Source organism: Streptomyces sp. NPDC044704 (assembly GCF_056433525.1).
The window spans coordinates 43,059-66,395 of sequence record NZ_JBWKGY010000025.1 but is presented as its reverse complement, the minus strand read 5'-3'; the positions used below and the strand labels follow the sequence as shown (position 1 = coordinate 66,395).

Annotated in this window: 20 protein-coding genes, 1 pseudogene and 1 riboswitch; of the genes and pseudogenes, 15 read left to right on the top strand and 6 right to left on the bottom strand. The window is 75.8% G+C overall.

Translation table 11 applies throughout. The features are described from left to right. Window positions 1-170: 170 nt before the first annotated feature. From AC07B0_RS36045 to AC07B0_RS36000, 10 genes are all read left to right on the top strand, one after another. Window positions 171-599: a cobalamin B12-binding domain-containing protein gene (locus tag AC07B0_RS36045; protein ID WP_356881952.1), complete on the top strand. Its 429-nt coding sequence runs from the start codon at window positions 171-173 to the stop codon at window positions 597-599. Next, window positions 596-1,981 carry a methylaspartate mutase gene (locus AC07B0_RS36040; protein WP_478900075.1) on the top strand — a complete coding sequence of 462 codons (1,386 nt, stop codon included), beginning with the start codon at window positions 596-598 and terminating at the stop codon, window positions 1,979-1,981. Before AC07B0_RS36045 ends, AC07B0_RS36040 begins: the two co-directional genes overlap by 4 nt. A gap of 104 nt (window positions 1,982-2,085) precedes the next feature. Continuing rightward, entirely contained in the window at window positions 2,086-3,069 is a 984-nt protein-coding gene (locus tag AC07B0_RS36035; RefSeq protein WP_478900074.1) for an asparagine synthetase A, read from the top strand. Beyond that, on the top strand, window positions 3,066-4,361 hold the full coding sequence (locus AC07B0_RS36030) for a glutamate synthase-related protein (protein WP_478900073.1): 1,296 nt from the start codon (window positions 3,066-3,068) through the stop codon (window positions 4,359-4,361). The genes AC07B0_RS36035 and AC07B0_RS36030 overlap by 4 nt, the downstream gene beginning before the upstream one ends. Further along, entirely contained in the window at window positions 4,358-4,651 is a 294-nt protein-coding gene (locus AC07B0_RS36025) for a hypothetical protein (RefSeq protein WP_356881930.1), read from the top strand. The genes AC07B0_RS36030 and AC07B0_RS36025 overlap by 4 nt, the downstream gene beginning before the upstream one ends. A gap of 55 nt (window positions 4,652-4,706) precedes the next feature. Next, window positions 4,707-5,978, top strand: a complete 1,272-nt coding sequence (locus AC07B0_RS36020; protein ID WP_356881927.1) for an MFS transporter — start codon at window positions 4,707-4,709, stop codon at window positions 5,976-5,978. A gap of 10 nt (window positions 5,979-5,988) precedes the next feature. Beyond that, the gene (locus AC07B0_RS36015; RefSeq protein WP_478866054.1) at window positions 5,989-6,699 is read left to right on the top strand and encodes a 4'-phosphopantetheinyl transferase family protein; all 711 of its coding nucleotides are present in this window, start codon (window positions 5,989-5,991) and stop codon (window positions 6,697-6,699) included. A gap of 140 nt (window positions 6,700-6,839) precedes the next feature. Next, on the top strand, window positions 6,840-9,176 hold the full coding sequence (locus AC07B0_RS36010) for an immune inhibitor A domain-containing protein (protein ID WP_469382964.1): 2,337 nt from the start codon (window positions 6,840-6,842) through the stop codon (window positions 9,174-9,176). A gap of 207 nt (window positions 9,177-9,383) precedes the next feature. Beyond that, on the top strand, window positions 9,384-9,875 hold the full coding sequence (locus tag AC07B0_RS36005; protein ID WP_356881921.1) for a DUF4430 domain-containing protein: 492 nt from the start codon (window positions 9,384-9,386) through the stop codon (window positions 9,873-9,875). A gap of 132 nt (window positions 9,876-10,007) precedes the next feature. Beyond that, a complete protein-coding gene (locus AC07B0_RS36000; protein ID WP_478866052.1) occupies window positions 10,008-10,940 on the top strand; it encodes a trypsin-like serine peptidase in 933 nt (310 codons plus the stop codon). Window positions 10,941-10,946: 6 nt separating this feature from the next. Here AC07B0_RS36000 and AC07B0_RS35995 read toward each other — a convergent pair whose 3' ends face one another. Together AC07B0_RS35995 and AC07B0_RS35990 are read right to left on the bottom strand one after the other, a co-directional pair. Beyond that, complete coding sequence (locus AC07B0_RS35995; protein ID WP_478900071.1) at window positions 10,947-12,350, bottom strand: NAD(P)/FAD-dependent oxidoreductase; 1,404 nt, start codon at window positions 12,348-12,350, stop codon at window positions 10,947-10,949. A gap of 150 nt (window positions 12,351-12,500) precedes the next feature. Then, window positions 12,501-13,463, bottom strand: a complete 963-nt coding sequence (locus AC07B0_RS35990) for a transcriptional regulator (RefSeq protein WP_478866050.1) — start codon at window positions 13,461-13,463, stop codon at window positions 12,501-12,503. 145 nt (window positions 13,464-13,608) lie between these two features. Here AC07B0_RS35990 and AC07B0_RS35985 point away from each other — a divergent pair, with 145 nt between their 5' ends. From AC07B0_RS35985 to AC07B0_RS35965, 5 genes are all read left to right on the top strand, one after another. Next, entirely contained in the window at window positions 13,609-14,826 is a 1,218-nt protein-coding gene (locus tag AC07B0_RS35985) for an MFS transporter (RefSeq protein WP_469382955.1), read from the top strand. Continuing rightward, entirely contained in the window at window positions 14,823-16,115 is a 1,293-nt protein-coding gene (gene cbiE / locus AC07B0_RS35980) for a precorrin-6y C5,15-methyltransferase (decarboxylating) subunit CbiE (RefSeq protein ID WP_478866048.1), read from the top strand. Before AC07B0_RS35985 ends, cbiE begins: the two co-directional genes overlap by 4 nt. Then, window positions 16,112-16,861: a precorrin-4 C(11)-methyltransferase gene (gene cobM / locus AC07B0_RS35975; RefSeq protein ID WP_356881910.1), complete on the top strand. Its 750-nt coding sequence runs from the start codon at window positions 16,112-16,114 to the stop codon at window positions 16,859-16,861. Before cbiE ends, cobM begins: the two co-directional genes overlap by 4 nt. Then, window positions 16,851-17,681, top strand: a complete 831-nt coding sequence (locus AC07B0_RS35970; RefSeq protein WP_478900070.1) for a cobalt-precorrin-6A reductase — start codon at window positions 16,851-16,853, stop codon at window positions 17,679-17,681. The genes cobM and AC07B0_RS35970 overlap by 11 nt, the downstream gene beginning before the upstream one ends. A gap of 88 nt (window positions 17,682-17,769) precedes the next feature. Beyond that, window positions 17,770-18,270 (top strand): hypothetical protein, encoded by a 501-nt coding sequence (locus tag AC07B0_RS35965; protein WP_356881906.1) that lies wholly within the window; start codon window positions 17,770-17,772, stop codon window positions 18,268-18,270. 82 nt (window positions 18,271-18,352) lie between these two features. On the opposite strand, the gene AC07B0_RS35960 is transcribed toward AC07B0_RS35965, so the two are convergent. The 4 genes and pseudogenes from AC07B0_RS35960 to AC07B0_RS35945 form a co-directional block, all read right to left on the bottom strand. After that, window positions 18,353-19,840 (bottom strand): precorrin-2 C(20)-methyltransferase, encoded by a 1,488-nt coding sequence (locus AC07B0_RS35960; RefSeq protein ID WP_356881904.1) that lies wholly within the window; start codon window positions 19,838-19,840, stop codon window positions 18,353-18,355. Then, window positions 19,837-20,484, bottom strand: coding sequence for a precorrin-8X methylmutase (locus AC07B0_RS35955; RefSeq protein WP_356881902.1), 648 nt, complete (start codon window positions 20,482-20,484; stop codon window positions 19,837-19,839). Before AC07B0_RS35955 ends, AC07B0_RS35960 begins: the two co-directional genes overlap by 4 nt. 16 nt (window positions 20,485-20,500) lie before the next feature. Next, on the bottom strand, window positions 20,501-21,415 hold the full coding sequence (locus AC07B0_RS35950; protein ID WP_478900080.1) for a precorrin-3B synthase: 915 nt from the start codon (window positions 21,413-21,415) through the stop codon (window positions 20,501-20,503). Between the two features lie 618 nt (window positions 21,416-22,033). Then, window positions 22,034-22,414: pseudogene (locus AC07B0_RS35945) on the bottom strand (cobalamin biosynthesis protein CobG); the annotation flags it as partial. Between the two features lie 772 nt (window positions 22,415-23,186). Beyond that, a riboswitch (cobalamin riboswitch) is annotated at window positions 23,187-23,313 on the top strand. Window positions 23,314-23,337 lie beyond the last annotated feature (24 nt).

Below are 23,337 nucleotides of genomic sequence, written 5' to 3'. Positions count from 1 at the left end.
CGGCGCCTCTGGAGAAGGCCGTGCCCCGCACCGCGGGGCACGGCCTTCTCGTTTCCGTGTTTCCCTGTTTTTCACATTCCGGGACAGCCTTAATTCCCTGATACTGCCGCCGCAACTTCCCCTCGGGCGGTCCGCCGCTTTCTATATTTCTCGGCATGCGACGACGGAATATGGACATCCTGCTGAGCGGCACGGCATCGGATTCCCACACCTGGAACCTCGTCTACCTCCAGCTCTTCCTGGAGGAGCTCGGGCACCGGGTCCACAACCTGGGGCCGTGCGTACCGGACGACCTGCTCACCGGGGCCTGCGCGGCCGAGGGCCCGGCCCGGCCGGACCTCGTGGTCATCAGCAGCGTCAACGGCCACGGCTACCGTGACGGGCTCGGCGCCGTCCGGTCCGTGCGCCGGGCCGGCCTGACCCTGCCCGTCGTCATCGGCGGCAAGCTGGGCGTCGCCGGGGTGGCCGACCCCGAGCAGCGCGCCCGGCTCCTCGACGCCGGATGCGACGCCGTCTTCGACGACGGGAACGTGGCCGCCCTGCGGGACTACCTCACGGCGCTCGCCGCCGGCCGGTCCGCCTCGCGGGCCGTGGCATGACCGGCGGCGCCGCCCTGCTGGTCCCCGGGGTGCAGCGGGAGCCGGGCGGCCCGGAACCCGACACCTCCTTCGGGGGCTTCGTGGCCCGCGCCGCCGCCGCCGGACGGCTCGTCGTCCAGCCCCGGATGGGGTTCGGCGACCCGCGCCGGATGCGGGCCGGACTGGAGCGCACCAAGGCCGCCGTCGCCACCACCGTCGGCACCCTCACCATCGACAGCTACACCCGCGTCGGCGACACGGCCGCCGCCCGCGCCGCAGTGGCCGAGGGCACCGCCCTCAACGGCTACCCGATCGCCACCCATCCCGCCGCGCTCACCCGCTCCCTGCTGGACGGGGTCGCCGGCCCGGGCTTCCCCGTACAGGTCCGGCACGGCTCCTCCCGGCCCGAGGCGATCGTGCGGGCCCTGGCCGCCGCCGGGCTCGACGCCACCGAGGGCGGACCGGTCTCGTACTGCCTGCCCTACGGACGCACCCCGCTCGCCGAGTCCGTGGAGAACTGGGCCCGCTGCTGCGAACTGCTGGCCTCGCTCGTACCCGCGCCCCGGACACCGCATCTGGAGAGCTTCGGCGGCTGCATGCTCGGCCAGCTCTGCCCGCCCGGGCTGCTGGTGGCGCTGAGCCTGCTGGAGGGCATGTTCTTCGTCCGCCACGGCATCCGCAGCGTCTCCCTCAGCTACGCCCAGCAGACCGACCCCGCTCAGGACGCGGAGGCCGTACGGGCGCTGCGCCGGCTGGCCGGGGAGTTCCTGCCCGCCGCGGTGGACCGGCACGTGGTGCTCTACACGTACATGGGGGTGTTCCCGCACACCGCGCGGGGCGCCACCCGGCTGCTGGAGGCCTCGGCGCGCCTGGCCGTACGGTCCGGGGCGCAGCGGCTGATCGTGAAGACGGCCGCCGAGGCGCACCGGATCCCGACGGTGCTGGAGAACGTACGGGCGCTGGAGACGGCCGCGGCGGCGGCCGCCCTGTGCGAACGCCCGGACGCCCCCTCTCCCGCCGGTCCGGGCGGGGTGGCGCGGGACGGGGCCGACAGCGAGGTGTACCGGGAGGCCCGGGCCTTCGTGGAGGCGGTACTGGAGCTCGACGAGGACCTCGGACGGGCGCTGCGGGCCGCGTTCGCGCGGGGCGTCCTGGACGTCCCGTACTGCCTGCACCCCGACAACGCGGGCCGCTCGCGGAGCTTCGTCGACGCTGACGGCCGGCTGCGCTGGTCCGAGACCGGCGCCATGCCGGCCGTGTCCTTCCCGACGGCGGGCGCGCGGGCGTCCGGTACCGGCCGGGCGGCGGCCCTGACCTCGGACGGGCTCCTCGCCGCCCTGCACGGGGTGTCCCGGCGCTACGACGCGTACGGCGCGCCGGGCGGAGGCGACGGCGCGCGGTGAGCGGCCCCCACCGGGCCGCGCCTCGGGCCCGCGGCCCGCACGGCACACGACCGAACGACCGGCTGACCGGCCGGCCGACCACCCACAGACCGACAGGAGTCGACATGGAGCTTCGGACCCCTCCCCCGCTCGGTGAGCACCTGCGTTCCCCGCAGCTGCGTTCCGCGATGCTGGTGCAGCAGGAAGTGCTCTACGCGGCGCGGGAGTTCCTGCGCGGCGAGGACTTCGTGGAGTTGCTGCCGCCGCTGATCGGCCCCGTCACCGATCCGGGCGGGCGCGGCGCGAAGGCGCTCGACGTGGATTACTACGGGCAGCCGTACAAGCTGATGACCAGCGCGATCCTCTACAAGCAGGCCTCGCTGAAGGGCTTCCCCCGGCTGTTCTACATCGCTCCGAACGTCCGGGTGGAGCCGCCGGAGACGGCGGCCACGGGCCGGCACCTGGTGGAGTTCCACCAGATCGACGTGGAGCTGGCGGGCGGGACCCGCCGTGACGCGCAGGAGGTCGCGGCCGGGCTGCTGACGCACGTGGTGGAACACGTCTGGTCGGCGGTTCCCGAGGTGCTGCGCGAACTCGGGCGGGACGAGCTGGAGTTCGCCGAGCTCCGGCAGGGCAAGTTCGACTCCCTGACCCACGCGGAGGCGGTGGCGCGGCTGCTGGGCCGGGGCCACGGCCAGAGCCCGGACGCGGAGATCGACTGGGCGGGCGAACGGGTGCTGTCCCTGGAGGCCGACCGGCCGTTCTTCGTCAACGACTACCCGAAGGGATCGCGCGGGTTCTACGACCGGGAGGACCCCGAACGGCCCGGGGTCCTGCGGAACTTCGACCTGATCGCGCACGGCGGGTACGGCGAACTGGTCAGCGGCAGCGAGCGGGAGAGCGACTACGCGGCGATCGTGACCCGGATGCGGGAGAGCGGGGAGAACCCGGCCAAGTACGCCTGGTACCTGGAGCTGGCCCGCGAGGGGATCGAGGCCAGCGCCGGTTTCGGGATGGGCCTCCAGCGCCTCGTGCGCTTCCTGACCGGGCTGGACGCCCTGTGGCAGGTCAGCGCCTACCCGAAGCTGCCGGGGGTGATCGCCCCGTGAGCGGCGCACTGGATGCGGCCGGGTTCCCGGAGGAGGCCGTACGGGCCCGGGCGCGCTTGGGGACGGCCGAGGTGTTCCCCGCCGCCGACGGGTACGGGACGCGGCTGTTCGGCGCCGCCCCCGAACCGGGCGGACCCGGCGGACCGGGCGGACCGCGCGCCGGGGACTGGCTGGACGCGCTGCGCCTGGCCCCGCCGGTGTTCATGCCGAGGCGGCTGGAGAAGCTGATCGACCTGGGCCGGGAGCCCTCGTACGAGGACGTGGACCTGCGCACCCCGGTCGGCGGATTCGCCTCCGAACTCCCCCTCTACCTCTCGGCGTTCGGCTCCACCCGGGCCGGCAGCGGGGACCTCGGCACGGCCGCCGCCCGGCAGGCCGCGCGGCTCGGCATTCCGCTGGTGATCGGCGAGAACATGGTGCCGGTGCACGGCTACGGCAGCCGGTCGGCGCTGCTGGAGCGGGTGGCGGCGTACGCGGAGGACCTCGCGGACGGGGTCGGCGGGGTGGTGGTGCAGCAGTCCACCGAGGACGCCGACTCCGAGGTGTGGAACCTGCTCTACAGCGACCCGGGCTCCCGCGCCCTGCGGGACTCCGGGCGGCTCGGCTTCGAGCTGAAGACCGGCCAGGGCGCGAAGCCCGGGCTCGGCGGCATGACGGTGGTCGGCGCGGCCGAAGCCGAGCGGCTGGCCGGCCGGTTCGCCGTACGGGACCTGCTGGGCGAGCCCGCCGGGCGGCAGCTGCGGTGCGCGACCCCGGGGACCTTCACCGAGGAGATCCTGCGCCAGCAGCTGCGGTTCATGCGGAACAACTTCCCGCTGGCCCGGACCTGGGTGAAGTTCCACCCGGGGCGGGACGTCGCCCGGGCCGCCGCGACGGCCTGGGCGGCGGGCGCCGACGCGGTCACCGTCGACGGCGCCGAGGGCGGCACCGGCTGGGCGCCGCGGGTGTTCCTGGACGGGGCCGGTCTGCCGCTCGGGGAGTGCCTGCGGCGCATCGAACGCCCGCCGGGCGCGGCCCTGCTGGCCTCGGGCCGCATGTGGGAGGGCGGCCGCGCGGTGCGGGCCCTGGCCCTGGGGGCGACCGCGGTGGGTCTGGGCCGGGCCGCCCTGCTCGCCGTGGACGAGGATCCGCGGGCGGGGCTGGTCCGGCTGGTCGAGGCCCTCGCGCTGGAGGCCCGGCTGCTGATCAGCGCCGTCGGCCAGTACCGGCCCGCCGACCTGACCCCGCAGGACCTGTGGTCGCCCGGCGAACCCGCCCCGGCGGCCCCGCTCCCGGTCGGAGAACCGGCGTGAGCGCGCGGCCGGCCCGCGCCCGGGCCTCCGCCGTCGCACCCGGCCGGCGCGGCGGCCCCGTACGGGCCCGGTTCCGGTTCGGGGAACTCCCCGGCGTCACCGTGCGGTCCGGGCCTGCCGGGCGGGTGGCGGGCCCCGCCGCCCGCCGGGCCCTCGCCGAAGCCGGGCTCGGCCACCTCGGCGGGCACCTGGAGCTGCGTACGCCCGGCCGGGCGCCCCGGGCCGCCGACCTGACCCGCGCCGCCCGCCGCGCCGTGACCCGCGCCCTGGCGGCCAGGCCCCGGCCCTGACCGCTCCCGCCCCGCCCCACCCCGCCCTGACCCCGCCTCTCAGAAAAGGTGCTCCATGGACACCCCCGTACCGCAGCCCGTCCGGCCCCCCGCCCCCGAGCGGGTCCAGTGGGGCCGGGTCGGCTCCCTCGTCGGCGGCCAGGCCGCCGTCCAGCTCGGCAGCTTCGCCCTGCTGATCGCCATGAACTGGACGGCCGTCGAAATCGGCGGGACCCGCGCCGTCACCCTGCTGATGCTCGCCGCGACCGTGCCCCGCGCCCTCATGCTGATCTTCGGCGGGGCCGTCGCCGACACCCTGGGCCCGCGCTTCGTCCTGTTGCGCACCACCGCGGCCCGGGTGGTGCTGCTGGCCGTCGGGGCCGTGGTCACGGCCGGCACCCAGCAGCTGTGGCCCCTGGTGGTGATCGCCCTGGTCGAGGGGGTCCTGCTGGGGCTGGCCGGACCGGCGTCGGGCGTCCTGCTGCCCATGTTCGCCCGGGGCGACCAGTTGGCCCGCGCCAACTCCCTGTACGCCATGGTGCTCCGCGTGGCCCCCATCCTGGGTGCCCCCGCCGGTGCCTTCCTGATCACCGTCGGGGAGCTGTGGGTGGCCCTGCTGGCCGGCGCGGTCACCGGTGCGGTCTGGCTGGGGTGCCTGCTGCACGTCACCCACGGGTTCGTCCGCCCCGAGCCGGAGCCCGGGGTCTCGCTGGTCAAGCGGTCCGGGGACGGGTTCCGGTTGCTGGCCCGGCACCCGCGGCTGCGCTGGATGTTCGTCGCCGCCCTCTGCCTCGACCTGGCGTTCAGCTGGCCGGCCGAGGTGGCCCTGCCGCTGCTGGTCTCCGAGCGCGGCTGGGGCGTGGGCGCGGTCGGTGTCGTCCTCGCGGCGTTCAGCGTGGGCGCCCTGGGCTCCAGCGCGCTCGGCGCGGCGCTCGCGCACCGCATCCCGATGTTCGTACGGCTCGTCGTGACCGGGGCCGGGCTCGCCGCCGGGATCGTGGTGATGGCGCTGATGCCGTCGGTGCTGTCGCTCACGGTCGTCGCGGCCGGCGTCGGCCTGCTGTCGGGTCTCAACGGCCCGGCGATCGTGACCCTCTACCAGCAGTCCGCCCCGGAGGACCGGATGGGCGCCGCGATGTCCACCCTCTCGCTCGCCGGGATCGGCACCGCCCCGATCTCCATCGCCGTCTTCAGCTCCCTTTCGCTGGTCCTCGGCATCCAGACGACCTGGCTGGTGTGCGGGGCCATCGCGTTCGTCTCCCCGGTCGCGGCGGTGCTGGCCCTGCGCCACCCCGTGCACGGCGAGGAGCCGGCCGCGGTGGAACCGGCCGTCACGGCCTCGGTGTGAGGGGGACGCCATGGCTGCGACCGCCCTCGGCGGGACGCTCGTTCCGCGGCGGCTGACCGGTCCCGGCCCCGCCCGGGCCGTGGTGGTGCCCGCGAGTCCGCAGCTGTGGCTCGTGGACACCAGCGCCTACCGCGGGCACGCGGCCCGGCACGCTCCCGGGACGCTGGACGCCCAGGAACTCGCGCGGGCCGCCGAGTTCGTTCGGGCCGCCGACCGGGACGGCTACGTCTGCGCGCACGTCGCCCTGCGCCGGCTGCTCGGCGCCTACCTGGGCCTGGGACCGCGCGAGGTGACCATCGAGCGGGCGCCGTGCGCGCACTGCGACGAGCCGCACGGGCGGCCCGTACTGCCGGGCGGCGCACTGCACTTCTCGCTGTCGCACTGCACCGGACTCAGCCTGCTGGCCTTCGCGGACGCCCCCGTCGGGGTGGACGTGGAGGAACTCGTGGCCCCGGGCGTGATCGCGGAGACGGCCGACGTACTGCACCCGAGGGAGGCGGCGGAGCTCGCCGCGCTCCCGGCCGCGGAGCGGTCCCTGGCCTTCACCCGGGTGTGGACGCGCAAGGAGGCCTACCTCAAGGGGCTGGGGGTGGGCCTGTCGGAAGACCCGGCGGCGGACTACGTGGGTTCGGGTCCGGTCCCGGCCGGGCCGCCCGGCTGGTCCCTGACGGACGTACGGGTACCGGAGGGGCACTGCGCGGCGGTGGCCCTGCGCCGCTGATCGCACGCCGCTCGGCTCGGACCGGCCGGCCCCACCCCTATCCGTGACCTGTCACATGTGAAATATTACCTGCGCTCCGGGCTTCGGCCTCGCACGCCGGACTCCCCGATTTCCCCGAACTCCCCGAAAGGTCACCTCCGTTGCGCAGACTTGTCGCGGCGGGAGCGGCGATATCCCTCGCCGGCCTCGCCCTCCTGTCCACCCCCGCCCTGGCCGCCCCGCCGCCACGCGCCCCGGCCGCGGCCGACGGGCCCCGGGCCGAGCACGCCGCCGCCCCGCCGCCCGCCCCTCTCGAACTGCAACGCCAGGCACTGCGCCGCCAGGCCCTCGAAGGCATCGCGGCCGGCCCCTCCGGCGGCTCCGCCCCGGCCGCCGGACTGCGGGCCGAGGCGGACGGCACCCTCCCCCGTACGGCCAAGGTCGGGAACCGGTACGTCGAACTGGCCCGCGAACGCAAGGACAAGGTCTTCGTCATCCTCGCCGAGTTCGGCGACCAGGTGGACACGACCACCGAGTTCGAGGGCAAGCCGCGCTTCGGCGGCACCCCCGGCCCGCGCCACAACACCATCCCCAAGCCGCCCGCGGACGACAACCACACCCTGTGGCGCAAGAACTTCGACCGGTCCTTCTACCAGCGGCAGTTCTTCTCCACCGATCCGCAGTCGGCCGGCATGCGGGCCTACTACCGGCTCCAGTCCTCCGGCCGCTACGACCTGGACGGCACCGTCTCGGACTGGGTCAAACTGCCCTGGAACGAAGCCCGTTACGGTACGGACAACTGCTCCGAACCCGGCCAGTGCCGCACCAACTGGGACATGATCCGCGACGCCACCGACGCCTGGTACGCCGCCGAGCGCGCGAAGGGCCGTACGCCCGCGCAGATCAAGGCGCAGCTCGCCGAGTACGACGTGTGGGACCGCTACGACGCCGACCACGACGGCGAGTTCGACGAACCCGACGGCTACCTCGACCACCTGGTCGTCGTCCACGCGGGCAAGGACCAGACCTGGGGCGGCGGCGCGCAGGGCAAGGACGCCGTCTGGGCGCACCGCTGGTTCGCGTACTGGAACCAGGCGGGCAGCGCCGGCCCGGAGGGCAACAAGGCGGGCGGCACCCCGGTCGGGGACACCGGGATCTGGGCCGGTGACTACCTGACGGGCGGCGAGAACAGCGGGGCCGGACTGTTCGCGCACGAGTTCGGGCACGATCTGGGGCTGCCGGACCTGTACAGCTCGGACGGGGACAACAGCGTCAACTTCTGGTCGCTGATGTCCTCGGCCTCCTACCTCGGCAAGGGCGCGGGCTCCACCGGGGAGTTCCCCGGGGACCTCGACCCGTGGAGCAAGCTCCAGCTGGGCTGGCTGGAGTACACGGAGGCCGACGCGGGCCGCCGGACGCGGGCCGTGCTGGGCGTCTCGGGCTACAACACCGCCGATCCGCAGGCGCTGTTGGTGCACCTGCCGCCGTCGGTGACCCGGACCGGGCTGACGGACCCGTACGAGGGCTCGAGCCAGTGGTGGAGCGGTACGGGCGACTTCATGGACAACACCCTGACCCGCACGGTCGAGGTGCCCGCCGGGTCCACCCGGCTGTCCTCGCGGCTCTGGTACGACATCGAGCAGGACTTCGACTTCCTGACGGTGGAGGCCTCCACGGACGGCGGCGCCCACTGGACGGCGCTGGGCGGCACGGTGGACGGCGCGCCCGTCCCGGACAAGGGGATCTCGGGGACCTCGCCCGCGTGGACCGAACTCTCCGTCCCCCTCGACGCCTTCGCGGGCCGCACGGTACAGCTGCGGCTGCGCGTCACCTCGGACTCCAACACGCACGGCCGCGGAGTCACCTTCGACGACATCCGGATCACGGCGGACGGCGGGCGGGAACTCCTGCGCGACGGCGCCGAACAGGGAGCGAACGGCTGGACGGCGCTCAAGTGGTCGCGTACGGAGGGCCGTACGGGCATCGCGGAGCACCCGCGCGCCTACTTCGCCGAGAACCGCCGGTACACGGGCTACGGCAGCCTGCTCGCATCGGGGCCGTACAACTTCGGCCACTCCGGCGACAAGGTGGAGTTCTACCCGTACCAGGAGGGCGTGCTGATCTGGCTGTGGGACACCGCCTACAGCGACAACACCACCAAGGCCCACCCGGGTGGCGGCCTGTTGCTGCCGGTGGACGCGCGGCCGGATCCCCTGCGGTTCAAGGACGGCACCCTGCTGAACGCCCGCGCCCAGACGTTCGACGCGCCGTTCTCGACACGGGCGAGCGCGCGGATCGTCCTCCACAAGGCGGGGGTTCCGCTGGTGGTGCCCTCCCGTCCGGGCGTGCCGGTCTTCGACGACCGGCACGGAGCGTACTGGAACGCGGACCTGCCCCAGGTCGGGGTGAAGGTCCCGGACACCGGTACGCGGATCGAGGTACTGAAGGAGACCTCGGGAGGGGCCCGGGTCACCTTGCAGGTGAGCCCGTCCCGTTGACCACACGCCGCCCCTATAGTGACCGTGCACAGACAACTGAATGCGTGCGCGTCCAGGGGAAGCCGGTGGGAATCCGGCGCTGACCTGCAACCGTGTGCGGCCCGTCATCCCCTCGCGGGATGGCGGGCCGCGAGTCGGAGCACCTGCCGCGCGACGCCGCACCCCTTCCCCTGTCATGGACTACAGCGCGAAGAAAGGCACTTCCCCATGCGCAGCAGCATGCTCGTCCGCCGCACCGCCGTCACGGCCGCGGCCCTCGGCCTGGCCCTCGGCGCCGCCTCCCCGGCGGTCGCGCACACCACGGCCCCGCGCACCAACACGCCGGTCCTGGTCCAGCTCACCGTCCAGGGTCCGGAAGGCCGGCTGTTCAAGGGCCTGGTCATCACGAAGGGCCACGAGGTGACCACCGCCACCGGCGGCACCCACAAGTGCGACGGCACCAACGGCGGCCAGCAGGCGACCGCGGTGCCCACCCCGACCGCCGCCCTCGACGACGCGGCGCGCGTGCACGGGTTCACCTGGGACGGCGCCTGGTACCCGTCCTTCGACGACTTCTCCGTGGACACGGTGAAGAACGTCTCCGGCGGCGGCTCCGCCTACTGGAGCATCTCCGTCAACGGCACCCCCACCCCGGTCGGCGGCTGCCAGTTCAAGATCAGAACGGGCGACAAGGTCGCCTTCACCTGGACCTCGTTCTAGACCGTCCCCGCCGGATCCGGCCGGTTGGGTGGGGACGGCTGTGAGCACGGACACGTTCCGATTCGGGAACCCGTGTCGCCTTTGCGCCCGTCGGACGGTGCGGCGGACGATCATCGAGGGCGGGAGTGCCTGATGCCGGGCAAGGTGGAGCGACGGACCGTACGGGTCCTCCTGCTGGCCGGCGTCTGCTGCGTCCTGGTGGCCTGCGGGCTCGCCTACCGGGGCGAGTTGCGCGCGCTGCTCGGGCCCGTCGCCGACGGCGACCCGGAGCGCGGCAGCTACATGCAGGATCCCGGGCTCGCGGACCGGGCGGGCGCGGACGTACGGGAGGCCCTGCGCGCGGAGGCTCCGCCGGCGCGGGCGCTCGCGGCGACCGGGCAGGACCCGGCCGCCGCGTGGCGGCCCTCGGAGCCGCTGGAGGCCCGGCCGGTCGTCGCCGAGCCGGCGATCGGGGCGCTCTTCTCGCCCGGCCTCGACTGGGACGGCGACCACCACTGCTCCGCGTCCGTGGTCCACTCCCCCGGCGGGGACCTGATCGTCACCGCCGCCCATTGCGTGCACCAGGGCGGTTTCCGCACCAACCTCGTGTTCGTGCCCGGCTACCGGGACGGCGCGGCCCCCTACGGCGTCTGGGTGCCGACCCGCGTCGAGGTGGACCCGCGCTGGGTACGGTCCGCCGACCCGGACCACGACGTGGCCTTCCTGCGGGTGCGCCGCGCGGGGGAGCCCGGGGCGCGGCTGGAGGAGGTCACCGGGGCGCTGACGGCCGGCTTCGGGCCCCGGCTGCCCGCCCCGGCCCGCCTGGTGGGCTACCCGAACGACGCGGAGGAACCGCTCGGGTGCGCCAACACGGCCGTGTCCGCCGGGCCGGCGCAGCTGCGGCTGGACTGCGCGGACGTGCCCAACGGGACCAGCGGCGGCCCCGTCCTGACCGGGGACCGGACCCTGATCGGGGTGATCGGCGGCCGCGACGGCGGCGGGGACGAGGTGACCTCGTACAGCAGTTACCTCGGCGAGGACGCCCGCGCCCTGTACGAGCGCGCTGCCGCGGCCCCGGCCGGATGACCCGGTCTACGCGGGGTCCGGCGGCGGCTGGTGGGGCGGGTAGGCGGGGGCCGTCGGGGAGGTCGGCAGCCGCCACTTCGACAGGACCCGGACCATCGTCCCGGGAGTGAGCAGGGTGTTGGGCGGGGCGGACAGCGAAAGCACCCCGAAGAAGCGGGCGGACAGCGCCGGATCGGTGTTGGCGCCGACCATCACGCGGGACATGTAGCGCTGGAGGATCCTGGTGGCGCGGTCGGGCGGCGGGCCCTCGGTCTGCGGGTAGCGCATGTCCTCGCTGGTGGCGATCTGCCAGGCGACGGACGCCTCGGCCGCGGTGACCCGCTGGACGCGGCGGGCGGCGCCCGGGATCCGCTCGGAGTCCAGTCCGGCGAGCGCTCCGTCCAGGGCCTGCGCCGCGAGGGCGGCGACGGTCATCCCGTGCCCGTAGACCGGGTTGAAGCGGCAGGCCGCGTCACCGAGCACCAGGAAGCCCTCGGGCCAGCGGTCCATGCGCTCGTAGTGGCGCCGTTCGTTGGCGGTGCCCCGGAATCCGGCGGGGTCCGACAGGGGCGTCGCCCCGCTGATGGCGTCGTGGAGGGCGGGGCTGCGCAGGCTCCGCGCGAAGCCGAGGAACTCCTCGTCCTTGGTGGAGGGGGCGTGCGCCCCGTTCCCGATGAGGGTCACCAGCCAGCGGCCCCCTTCCAGTGGCACGAGCACCCCGCCGCGCGGAAGGTCCGGGCGGCCCTGGACGTACATCCCGTGCCAGCGGCGGGCCGGGTCCGGCGGGGCGGCGTAGAGGCGGCTGGAGTAGCCGAGGTGCGAGTCGTAGCGGGTGACGGCCGGGCAGGGGTAGCCGAGGGCGGCCAGCCAGGCGGGGGCCTTGGAGGTGCGGCCGGTGGCGTCGACGACGAGCCGGGCGGCCAGCGGTTCGCCGCCGCGCAGGGTCACCCCGGCCACCGAGCGGCCGTCCTCCCCGGCGAGCAGACCGCTGGCCGCACGGCCGTCCAGGACCCTGATCCGCACGTCGCGCAGTACGGCCCGCCGCACGCACCAGTCGATGAGCTCGCGGCTGCCCAGCAGGACGGGGGCGCCGGGTACGGGACGGAACCAGTCGGCCGGGCTCAGCCACAGGAAGTCCCGGGGCGATTCCAGCAGGGCGGCGCCGCCCGCCGTCAGTTCGGCGGTGAGGCCGGGCAGCAGCCGCTCCATCACGTCGACGCCCCGCGACCAGAGCACGTGCGCGTGCCGGGACTGCGGCAGCCCGGGGCGGAACCGCGGCCCCTCCTTGGGGAGTTCGTCCCGTTCGACCACGGTGACCCGGGGGAACCGCTCCGCGAGCACCCGCGCCGCCAGCAGCCCGGCGAGACCGGCCCCCAGGACCACCGCGTGGTCGTCCCGGGCTTCTGGGTGGTTGTCCGGAGTGTCGTCCATGCTCCCGATTGTCGGGCGGTCCCGGCGGCGCGGTCAGGCCCCGCCCCGGGGCGCCCGGAGGCGTCCGGGGGGCGCCCAGGGGCGCTCGGACGGGTCCGCGGGGCCCCGACGCGCGTGCGGTGGAACCGGCACCCTCCGCTCCCGGCGGAGTCAGCCGGGGGTGGCCGCCGCGACGAGGACGTCGCCGGCCGCGACGCGGCTGTAGAGCACCGTGCGGCCCGTACGGCGGCGCAGGACCAGGCCGGCGGCGAGGAGCACCTTCAGCTGGCCCGCGACCGCGCCGAGGCTGTACCCGGTCAACGCCACCAGCTGCGTCGTGGACTTCGGACTCTCCAGCAGCACCAGCACCTTCGCCCGGACCGGCCCCAGCAGCCGGACCAGTGCCTGCGGGGCGGCCGCCGCGGCCCCTTGGGTGAGCTGCCCCGAACAGGGGTAGACCAGCGCGTGCCGGCGGGTCCCGGTCCAGGCGACCCACCCGTGTCCCGGGGTGACGGGGACGAAGACCAGCCCGGCCTCCCCCGACAGTTCCCGCGGCCGCCGCTGCTGGAGGTTGATCCGCAGCCTGCCCCCGCCCAGCCAGGCCATCCCCGGCCGCATCCCGGACAGGGCGTCGGCGAAGCCGCCCTGGCCGAGGTGCCGGGTCCGCACGAGGACGTCGGCCTCGGCGACCCGGCGGCGGCGCTCCCAGTCCGGGCGCACGGCCTCCGCCCACACCCACTCCAGCAGGTCGGCCGTCCTCGGACCCAGCCCCCGGGCGCGGGCGAGGCCCTCGGGGAGCCCGGAGGCGGCACGGAGGTCGGTACGCACCACCGCGTCCGGGGTGGCGCGGACCACGGCGAGCTCCTCCTCGAAGGTGCGCCCGTCGGGCGGCGGGGTGAGGTAGCCCGCGACCCACAGCCGGCCGAAGGCCGCCCGTACCAGTTCCCCGGTCAGGGGTTCGGCGGCCAGGTGGGCGCGGTAGTGCGGGAGCCGGTCCGCCAGCCACGCCCGCTCGGCCGGATGCGTCGCGGTCCGCCAGTGCAGCGCCATCAGCGCCGCCGTGGTCTCCGCGAGCGCCGACACCACGAACCGGCTCCCCGCCAGCGCGTCCGTGTCGATCCGCCACCAGCCCATGCGCCCCGCCTCCCCCTGCCGGCCGCGCGCCCGCGCACGCGCCCGCCGCGTACCCCTGCCCCCGCGGCCCGGTGCCGGGAGGGCGGAGGTTTCGCCGGTACGCGAAACATTAGGCGGCTCCGGGGGCCGGACCGAGACTCCCCGCATGCCCCGCACCTACCGCTCGCTCGCGCGCGTCCCCGAGTTCACGCCGTTCTTCGCCGCCGCCGCGCTCCGTACCGGCGCCTCCACCGTCGGCGGACTCGCCCTCGGCGTGCTCGTCTACGACCGCACCCGCAGCCCGCTCCTCGCCGCCCTCGCCATGTTCGGCCCCTCCCTCGCCCAGGTGCTCGGCGCGACCCTGCTGCTGTCCGCCGCCGACCGGCTGCCCCCGCGGGCCGCCCTCGGCGCCCTCGCGGCCCTCGCCGCGACGGGCACCGCCGTGCTCGCCGTGCCCGGACTGCCCTGGTGGGCGGTGTTCGCCGTGCTCCTCGGGCAGGGCCTCGCCGACTCCCTCGCCGGCGGGGTCCGGTACGGGCTGCTCACCGAGATCCTGCCGCCCGGCGACTACCTCGCCGGCCGGTCCCTGCTCGCCGTCTGCGGCGGCGTCACGCAGATCGCCGGCTTCGCCCTCGGCGGGGTGCTGCTCGCCGCCCTCTCCCCGCGCGGGGCCCTGCTGGCCGCCGCCGCGCTGGGACTGGCCGCCGCGCTCACCGTCCGGTTCGGGCTGCGCCACCGGCCCGCCCGGGCGGGCGGGCGGCCCTCCGCGGGCCGGACCTGGCGGGTCAACGTCCTGCTGCTCTCCGACCCGGCACGACGGCACCTCTACCTGGCCCTGTGGGTGCCCAACGGCCTGATCGTCGGCTGCGAGTCCCTGTTCGTCCCCTACGACCCCGCGCACGCCGGGCTCCTCTTCGGCTGCGCCGCCGCCGGCATGCTCGTCGGGGACACCGTCGCCGGGCGCTGGCTGCCCGCCCGCCTGCGGATCCGGCTGGCGGCCCCGCTGCGGCTGCTGCTCGCCGTGCCCTACCTGGTGTTCCCGCTGGAGCCCGGCCCGGCCGTCGCCGCGGCCGCGGTGACCGTCGCCTCCGTCGGCTACTCGGCCGGGCTGCTCATGCAGGAGCGCCTCGTCCCCCTGCTCCCCGAGGGGACCCAGGGCCAGGCCCTCGGGCTGCACTCGGCCGGGATGCTGACGATGCAGGGCGTCTGCGCCGCGCTCGCCGGAACCCTCGCCCAGTACACCTCGCCGGCTGTCGCGATCACCGCGCTGGCCGCCGCCTCGGTGGCGGTCACCCTGGCACTGGAGCCGGGGCTGCACCCCAGTAAGCTGCGGGTCCATCCCCCGCACGCTCCTTCTCCCGTTCCCCGAGGTACCGCGCAGTGAGCTCCGCAGCACCCTCCCACCCCGTCACGGTCGTCGGCCTCGGCGCCGACGGCTGGGCCGGGCTCACCGCCGCCGCCCGGTCCGCGCTGTCCCGCGCCGAGGTACTGATCGGCGGGCCCCGCCAGCTGGACCTGCTGCCCGCCGGCACGTGCCCGGGCCTGCGCGTCGCCTGGCCCAGCCCGCTGCGCCCCGCGGTACCGAAGCTGACGGCCGAGCACGCGGGCCGCCGGATCGCCGTACTGGCCAGCGGGGACCCCATGTTCTACGGGATCGGCCGCGCGCTCAGCGAGGAGCTGGGCCCGGAGCGGCTGCTGGTCCACCCGCACCCCTCTTCCGTTTCCTACGCGTGCGCCCGCCTGGGCTGGCCGGTGGAGGACACCGAGGTCGTCACCGTGGTCGGCCGGCCGGTGGCCCGGCTGGCGGCCGCCCTGTTCGAGGGGCGGCGGGTGCTGGTGCTGAGCGCGGGCCCCGGCTCCCCCGCCGAGATCGCCGCGCTGCTGCGGGAGCGCGGCTTCGGCCCGAGCCGGATGCGGGTGCTGGAACAGCTCGGTTCCGAACGCGAGGACACGTACGGGGGCACCGCGCGGCGGTGGGCGCACCCGCCCGGCGACGCGCTCAACGTGGTCGCCGTGGACTGCCGGCGCGATCCCGCGCACCCGGCCCCGCGGCTGGGCGCGACCCCCGGCCTGCCGGACGCCGCGTACGAGCACGACGGACAGCTCACCAAGCGGCACGTGCGCGCCGCGACCCTGTGCGCCCTGGCCCCGGCCCCCGGCGAGCTGCTGTGGGACATCGGCGGCGGCTCCGGTTCGATCGGCATCGAGTGGATGCGTACGCACCCGTCCTGCCGGGCGGTGGCGGTGGAGCGCGTCCCGGAGCGGGCCGCCCGCATCGCCCGCAACGCGGCCGCCCTCGGCGTCCCCGGCCTGCGCGTGGTCACCGGCGCGGCGCCCGCCGCCCTGGCCGGGCTGCCCGCTCCCGACGCGGTGTTCATCGGCGGCGGACTGACCGCCCCGGGCCTGCTCGACGCGGCCTGGACGGCGCTGGCGCCCGGCGGACGGCTCGTCGTCAACACGGTCACCCTGGAGTCGGAGGCGGTCCTCACCGACCGCTACCGCCGCCACGGCGGTGACCTGGTGAAGCTGGCCGTCGCGCACGCCGTGCCGGTCGGCGGTTTCACGGGCTGGCGGCAGGCCATGGCCGTCACCCAGTGGTCGGTGACGAAGCCCGCCGGAACCCCGGCGGACGAGACGGACAACGCAGACGAGGCAGAGGCGGACCGGACATGACCGTGTACTTCATCGGGGCGGGCCCCGGAGCGGCCGACCTGATCACCGTGCGCGGCGCCAGGACCCTGGCCGCCGCGCCCGTCTGCCTGTACGCGGGCAGTCTCGTCCCGCGCGAGCTGCTCGCCGAATGCCCGGCCGGCGCCCGCCTGGTGGACACCTCGCGGCTGAACCTGGACGAGATCACCGCCGAGTTCGTACGGGCCCACGCGGCCGGCCAGGACGTGGCCCGGCTGCATTCCGGTGACCCGTCGGTGTTCAGCGCGGTGGCCGAGCAGATGCGCCGCCTGGACGCGGCCGGCATCCCGTACGAGGTCGTCCCGGGCGTTCCGGCCTTCGCCGCGGCGGCGGCCGCGCTGAAGCGGGAGCTGACCGTGCCCACCGTCGGCCAGACCGTGATCCTGACCAGGATCGCCCAGCAGGCCACGCCGATGCCGCCCGGCGAGGACCTGGCCACGCTCGGCCGCAGCGGTGCGCTGCTGGTCCTGCACCTGGCCACCCGCTACGCGGACCGCGTCGTCGAGGAACTGCTGCCGCACTACGGGGCCGACTGCCCGGCCGCGGTGGTCGCCATGGCCAGCCGACCCGACGAACTGGTGCTGCGCGGCACCCTCGCCGACATCGCCGGACAGGTGAAGGAGGCGGGCCTGGTGCGCACCGCGGTGATCCTGGTGGGCCGCACGCTGGGCGCCGAGCAGTTCCGCGACAGCCACCTCTACTCCGCCGAGCGCGACCGGCATGCCTGCTGAACCGGGCCGGGAGCGGGGCCCGCTCGGGCACGTCCTGATCCTGGGCGGTACGACGGAGGCCCGCCGCCTCGCGGAGGCACTGGCGCGGCAGGACGCGTACCGGGTGACGACCTCGCTGGCGGGCCGGGTCGCCGCCCCCGTGCTGCCGCCGGGCGGGACCCGGATCGGCGGGTTCGGCGGGGCCGCCGGACTGGCGGCCTGGACCGCCGCGCACGGCGTCACCCACCTGATCGACGCCACGCACCCGTTCGCGGAGCGCATGAGCTTCAACGCGGCCGGGGCGGCGGCCCTGTCGGGGGTGCCGCTGCTCGCGCTGCGCCGCCCGGGCTGGACGCCGGGGCCCGGCGACGACTGGACGTTCGCGGACTCCCTCGCCGGGGCGGCAGCGCTCCTGCCCCGGCTCGGCGGACGGGCGTTCCTGACCACCGGGCGCACGGGCCTGCACGTGTTCGCGGAGCTCACCGGCACCTGGTTCCTGGTGCGTTCGGTGGATCCCCCGGCCGGGCCGGTGCCGCCGCGGCTGGAAGTGCTGCTGGCGCGCGGCCCGTTCGGCCTGGACGAGGAACGGGAACTCCTCGCCCGGCACCGGATCGACGTACTGGTGACCAAGGACAGCGGGGGTTCGGCGACCGCCCCGAAGCTGACGGCCGCCCGCGAGGCCGGGATCCCCGTCGTCGTCGTACGCCGCCCCGCGGTCCCCGCGGGGGTCGTCGAGGCCGGATCGGTCGAGGACGCCTTGAGGTGGCTCGGTACCGCCGTGGCCGGCGCCGCCGGCCCGGGTGCGGGAAGCGAACATTCCGTGCACACCGCCGAGTCCTGACCGAAACGGCGCGCAGCCCGCTCCCACCGGCCGCGATACCGGCACCCACCAGCCCCCAACCGCGCTCCGTACCCTCTAGTCTGAGGCCATGCGGATACGTCACTCCCTCGTCCTGATCCTCGCCGCCGCGACACTCGTCACCGGATGCGGCGAGAAAGCGACGCCCCAAGGGTGGGAGCCCGACGACGCCCTCCAGCGGGCCGACGAGACCCTGGAGAAGAACGCCGGCGAGGGCCGGGTGACGATGCGCGGCACCGGATTCCTCGCCGCCGGGCTGAACAAGGACCTGGAGACCGGCGGGGAACGCCCGTACCGCTTCGACATCGCCTGCGACAGCGAGGAGGTCCCCCGGGTCAGTCTCGTCGTGTCCCGGGACGGCGGCTCCGGTGACCGCTCGTTCGACGTGCCGTGCACCGCCGGTGAGGTCACCCGGCTCAACTTCCCGGCGGGCAACGCGCTGACGGCGCACATCGAGCCCGCGCCGAAGGAGGACTCGCCGCCGGCCGGGGTCATCTCCTGGCAGCTGCTGACCCTCGACCCCAAGAGCGTCGAGGGCTGCGCCGACGACCTGTCGGGCTGCGCGGGCTGAACCGGCCGGTACGGTACGGCGGGCCCGGCCCGCGGGTGCGGTACGGGAACGCCCGCACCGCACCGTCAACCGCCGGTCCGGCTCACGGGTAGCGGCGCGGGGTCCACGTGACGCGCGACCCGTCGGGCCGCTCGGTGACCCGGGTCTGCGAGGAGCCGATCAGCAGGATCGTCCGCATGTCGACCTCGGCCGGCTCCAGCGCGTCCAGCGTCACGATCCGCACCGACTGTTCCGGGCCGCCCACGTCCCGCGCGACGACCACCGGGGTCTGCGGCGGGCGCAGTTCCAGCAGCAGCTCCCGGGCCTGGGCCACCTGCCAGGTGCGGGTGCGGGAGCCCGGGTTGTAGAGGGCGAGCACCAGGTCGGCGGCGGCCGCGGCGCGCAGCCGCTCCGCGATGACCTCCCACGGCTTGAGCCGGTCGGACAGCGAGATGGTCGCGTAGTCGTGGCCGAGGGGGGCGCCGGCCGCGGCCGCCGCCGCGTTCGCGGCGGTCACCCCCGGCAGGACCCGTACGGGAACGTCCGCGTACTCGGGCTGTCCGGCGACCTCCAGGACGGCGGTGGCCATGGCGAAGACCCCGGGGTCGCCGCCGGAGACGACGGCCACCCGCTTGCCGCGCCGGGCCAGGTCGAGGGCGAACTCGGCCCGCTCGGACTCCACCTTGTTGTCGGAGCCGTGCCGGACCTGCCCCGGCTTGGCGGGGACCCGGTCCAGGTAGGTCGTGTAGCCGACGAGCACCTCGGCGTCGGCCAGCGCCCGCCGGGTCTCGGCGGTGAGCCACAGCGGGCCGGCCGGGCCGGTGCCGACGACGGCGACCTCGCCGGGGCCGGACGGCACGCTGCCGGGGTTGCCGATCCGGCTGGGCACGACGGCGACGGCGAAGTACGGCACGCTGTCCGGGTCGGTGTCCGCGAGGACCCCGGTGCGCTCGCCCTCCATCGTGGCGCGCTCCACGTAGCGGGCCTCGGCGAGGCGGCCGCTGTTCTCCATGGCCCGCCGGACGGCGGGGAAGGTCCGGCCGAGCTTCATCACGACCGCCGAGTCGGTGGCGGCGAGACGGGCCGTCAGCTCCTCCTCGGGCAGGGTGCCGGGCAGGATGGTCAGCACCTCCTCGCCCTCGACGAGCGGGGTGCCGAGCCGTGCGGCGGCGGCGCTCACCGAGGTGACGCCGGGGATCACCTCGGCCTCGTACCGGTGCGCGAGCCGCTTGTGCATGTGCATGTAGGAGCCGTAGAAGAGCGGGTCGCCCTCCGCGAGCACGGCGACGGTGCGGCCGGCGTCGAGGTGCGCGGCGAGGCGGGCGGCGGAGACCTCGTAGAACTCCTCCATCGCGCCCTGGTAGCCGCCGGGGTGGTCGGTGGTCTCGGTGGTGACCGGGTAGACCAGCGGCTCCTCGACGTGGTCGTCACGCAGGTGCTTCGCGGCGATCGAGCGGGCGATGGAACGGCCGTGGCGGGCGCTGTGGTAGGCGATCACGTCGGCCTCGGCGATCACCTCGACGGCCCGCAGGGTCATCAGGGAGGGGTCGCCGGGGCCGAGCCCGACGCCGTACAGACGTCCGGCGCTCATTCGGCCACGCTCGCGATCGCGTTGACGGCGGCGGCCGCGATGGCGCTGCCGCCCCGCCGGCCCCGCACGATCAGGTGGTCGAGGCCCGAGGGGTGCGCGGCGAGGGCGTCCTTGGACTCGGCGGCGCCGATGAAACCGACGGGCACGCCGATGACGGCGGCGGGGCGCGGAGCCCCCTCCTCGATCATCTCCAGCAGCCGGAACAGGGCGGTCGGCGCGTTGCCGACGGCGATCACCGAGCCCTCCAACAGGCCCCGGTCACGCCACACTTCGAGCGCGGCGGCGCTGCGGGTGGTGCCCATCTTCGCGGCGAGTTCCGGCACGGCCGGGTCGGAGAGGGTGCAGATCACCTCGTTGTCGGCGGGCAGCCGCTTGCGGGTGACGCCGCTGGCGACCATCTGCACGTCGCACAGGATCGGCGCGCCGGCCTCCAGCGCGGCGCGGGCCCGCAGGACCACCTCGGGGGTGTAGCCGAGGTCCTGGGGGAGGTCGGTCATGCCGCAGGCGTGAATCATGCGCACCGCGACCTGGGCGACCGAGGCGGGCAGCCCGGAGAGGTCCGCCTCGGCGCGGATCGTGGCAAAGGACTGGCGGTAGATGGCCGCGCCGTCCTTCTCGTACTCGAACACGGTGTACTCGCTCATTTCTTCACTGTCTTCATCACTGCGGTTCTGAGGGGGAAGTGCTGGTACCGGTGCGGTGGACGCCGCGTGCGGTTCGTGCGGTCTTGAGGGCGGACGCCAGATCGGAGAGGGGGACGGGGGCGGGGGGCCGCCCCGGCGCGGAGAGCTCGTACCGGTCGGGTCCGGTGGCGACGAGGTCCACCCAGAGGGCGCCGCGGGGGTGCCCGCACCGGCGTTCGCAGCCGGACCAGTGGACGGGGAGGGCGCCGGCCGACGCGGTCGCGACGGCGCGCGCGTCGGCGCGTACGTCGGCCAGCGACTTGGCGCAACCGGGCCGCCCCGTACAGGCGGTGACGGACTCCCAGGGGCCGCCGGGGCCGAGGACCAGTCCGGCGGCCTCGATGCGGGCGGCGCCGTTGACGGGCCTGCGGGTGCTCGCCCGGGGCAGGACGACGGTCCGCCAGGGGGTGATCCGCAGCTGTCCGTCGCCCCGGTCGGCGACCTCGACGAGGACCCGCCACTGCTCGGAGCTCAGCCGGCCCAGCGGCGGCAGCACGCACAGGGGTGTCTGGTCGCCCGTGCCGGAGCCCCAGGGACGGGGCGGCGGGGCGTACGGCCAGTCCACCGCGGGCACGTGCGCCGCCGGGAGCCCGGCGGCTCGCAGGCGGACGGCGAACGCGGCGGCGGCCGGCCGGTGTTCGGCGGGCAGCTCGGCCACCCGCCAGGCGCGGGTGCCGGCGGAGTCGACGGCGTCCAGGAAGTGTTCGGCGGCGAGCAACGCGGCGCGGGGCGCGTCCGGCGCGGCGACCTCGACGGCATCGGCGGCCGCCCCGAACCGGACCAGAGCCCGGCCCGCGGGCAGCGCGAGGACGGTCACGTCGGGATCGAGCGCGGCGACGTCCCCCCGCCCGTCGTCAAGAGCGAACAGGAACCGCCCGGACAACCCCACCACCCGGCTGCTCCCGCACAACAACCGATCCAGCTCCCGAACCCACGGCACCACATCGGCCCGCACCCCACCACCCCCACCCGACTTGCCGGATGCGCTGGGGGTGTTGGGGGTCCCGGAAGGCCCAGGGGTCCCGGAAGGCACGATGGTCTCGGAAGGCTCACTGGCCCCGGAAGGCACAGGGGCACCGGCAGGCACAGGGGCCAGGGAAGACCCGGAGGTCCCAGAGAGCCCGTGGGGCCCGAAAGACCCGGCACTTTCGGGGGGCCCGGAAGTTCCGGGGGGCGCGGGGAGCCCGGAGGTCCCGGAGAGCCCGGAGGTCCCGGAGAGCCGGGGGGTCGCAGAGCGCCCGGAGGTCCCGGAGGTCCCGGCACTCCCGGAGAGCCCGGGGGTCCCGGAGAGCCCGGGGGTCCCGGAGAGCCCGGGGGTCGCAGAGCGCCCGGGGGCACCGGAGACGCTGGGAGCATCGGAGGTCCCAGGGACACCGGAAACGCCCAGAGCACCGGCGGTCCCAGGGACACCGGAAACGCCCGGAGCGTCGGAAGTCGTCAAGGGGGCGGAGACGCCGGGGCCCGAGGGTGCGCCGGGGTCTCCGCAGGTCGCGTACGTGCCGGGGTCGACCGAGAGGGCCGGGATCCCTGAGATCCCGGACAGCGGGGTGGCGACGATGTTCCGCACCCGCTCGTGGCTCGGCGCGGGCAGCAGTCCGGCCGCCTCCAGCAGCTTCGCCAGCCCGGCTCCGCAGTCGTCGGTGAGGCCGCGGAGCTGGACGTTGCCGCGCGAGGTGAGTTCCAGGTGGCCGTCCCCGAACCGGTCGGCGGCGAGCGCCAGCACCGAGGCCTGCCGGGCGGTGAGGAGCCCGCCGGGGATCCGGACCCGCGCCAGCCGGCCGTCGTCCGCCGCGTGCAGGCGCAGCGCGCCGGGGCATGCGTCACCGCGGTCCCGTATGACGGGCTCGTCCCACGATGCGGCGGAAGGGGGCTGGGGCATGGCCGCGAGCATACCCACGATCTCCCCGCCCCGACCTGTGTCCGTCACCACCCCCACGCCCCGGACCAGCCACATCCCGCCCACCCCCGACCCGCCCGTCCCCCGGGAAGCGTCCCCGGAACAGCCCCCGGACACCCGGCAGCCCACTCCCACCACCCCCACGTCCGGCCCGGTCGGCCACGTCCCAGCCCCGCCTGCGTACGAGGCGCGGAGTCCGGGGCGGCGCCCCAGTACCCAGCACCCGCCAGCCGGCCCCCGGCGGCCCGAAATCGCGGCGCCTGCACACTCCTCGCCCACGCCGACCCGCCAAACCCAGCCTCGCCGGCGTTTGAGGCGCGGGGTCCGGGGCAGCGCCCCGGCAACGGCGCCGCACCCGCACACCCCGCACCCGGCACCCGGCGGCCCGAAATCGCGGCGCCCGCACACTCCTCGCCCACCCCGACCCGCCAAACCCAGCCCCGCCGGCGTTTGAGGCGCGGGGTCCGGGGCAGCGCCCCGGCAACGGCGCCGCACCCGCACACCCCCCCCCCCCCCCCCCCCCCCCCCCCCCCCCCCCCCCCCCCGCCCCCCCCCCCCCCCCCCCCCCCCCCACCCCCCCCCCCCCCCCCCCCCCCGCCCGCGGGGGGGGGGGCCCGGGGGGGGGGGCCCCCCCCCCCCGCAACGGCGCCGCACCCGCACACCCCGCACACCCCCGCAGCCCCCACCCCCGCACCCCCCGCGGAGCGACACGTCACCCCCGCTCCCGCCCGGGGACCCCGCCGCCTAGGATGACCTTCCGACGGACCGTTCGGCCCGTCGTCGCCGAGGACGGCGACATGGGAGGAAGCCCGGTGCGATTCCGGCGCGGTCCCGCCACTGTGAACCCCGCGGAGCAACCCGTGGGGTGAGTCAGGAACTCCCGCTGTCCTCACTGCCCGGGGCGCGGAAACCCCGAG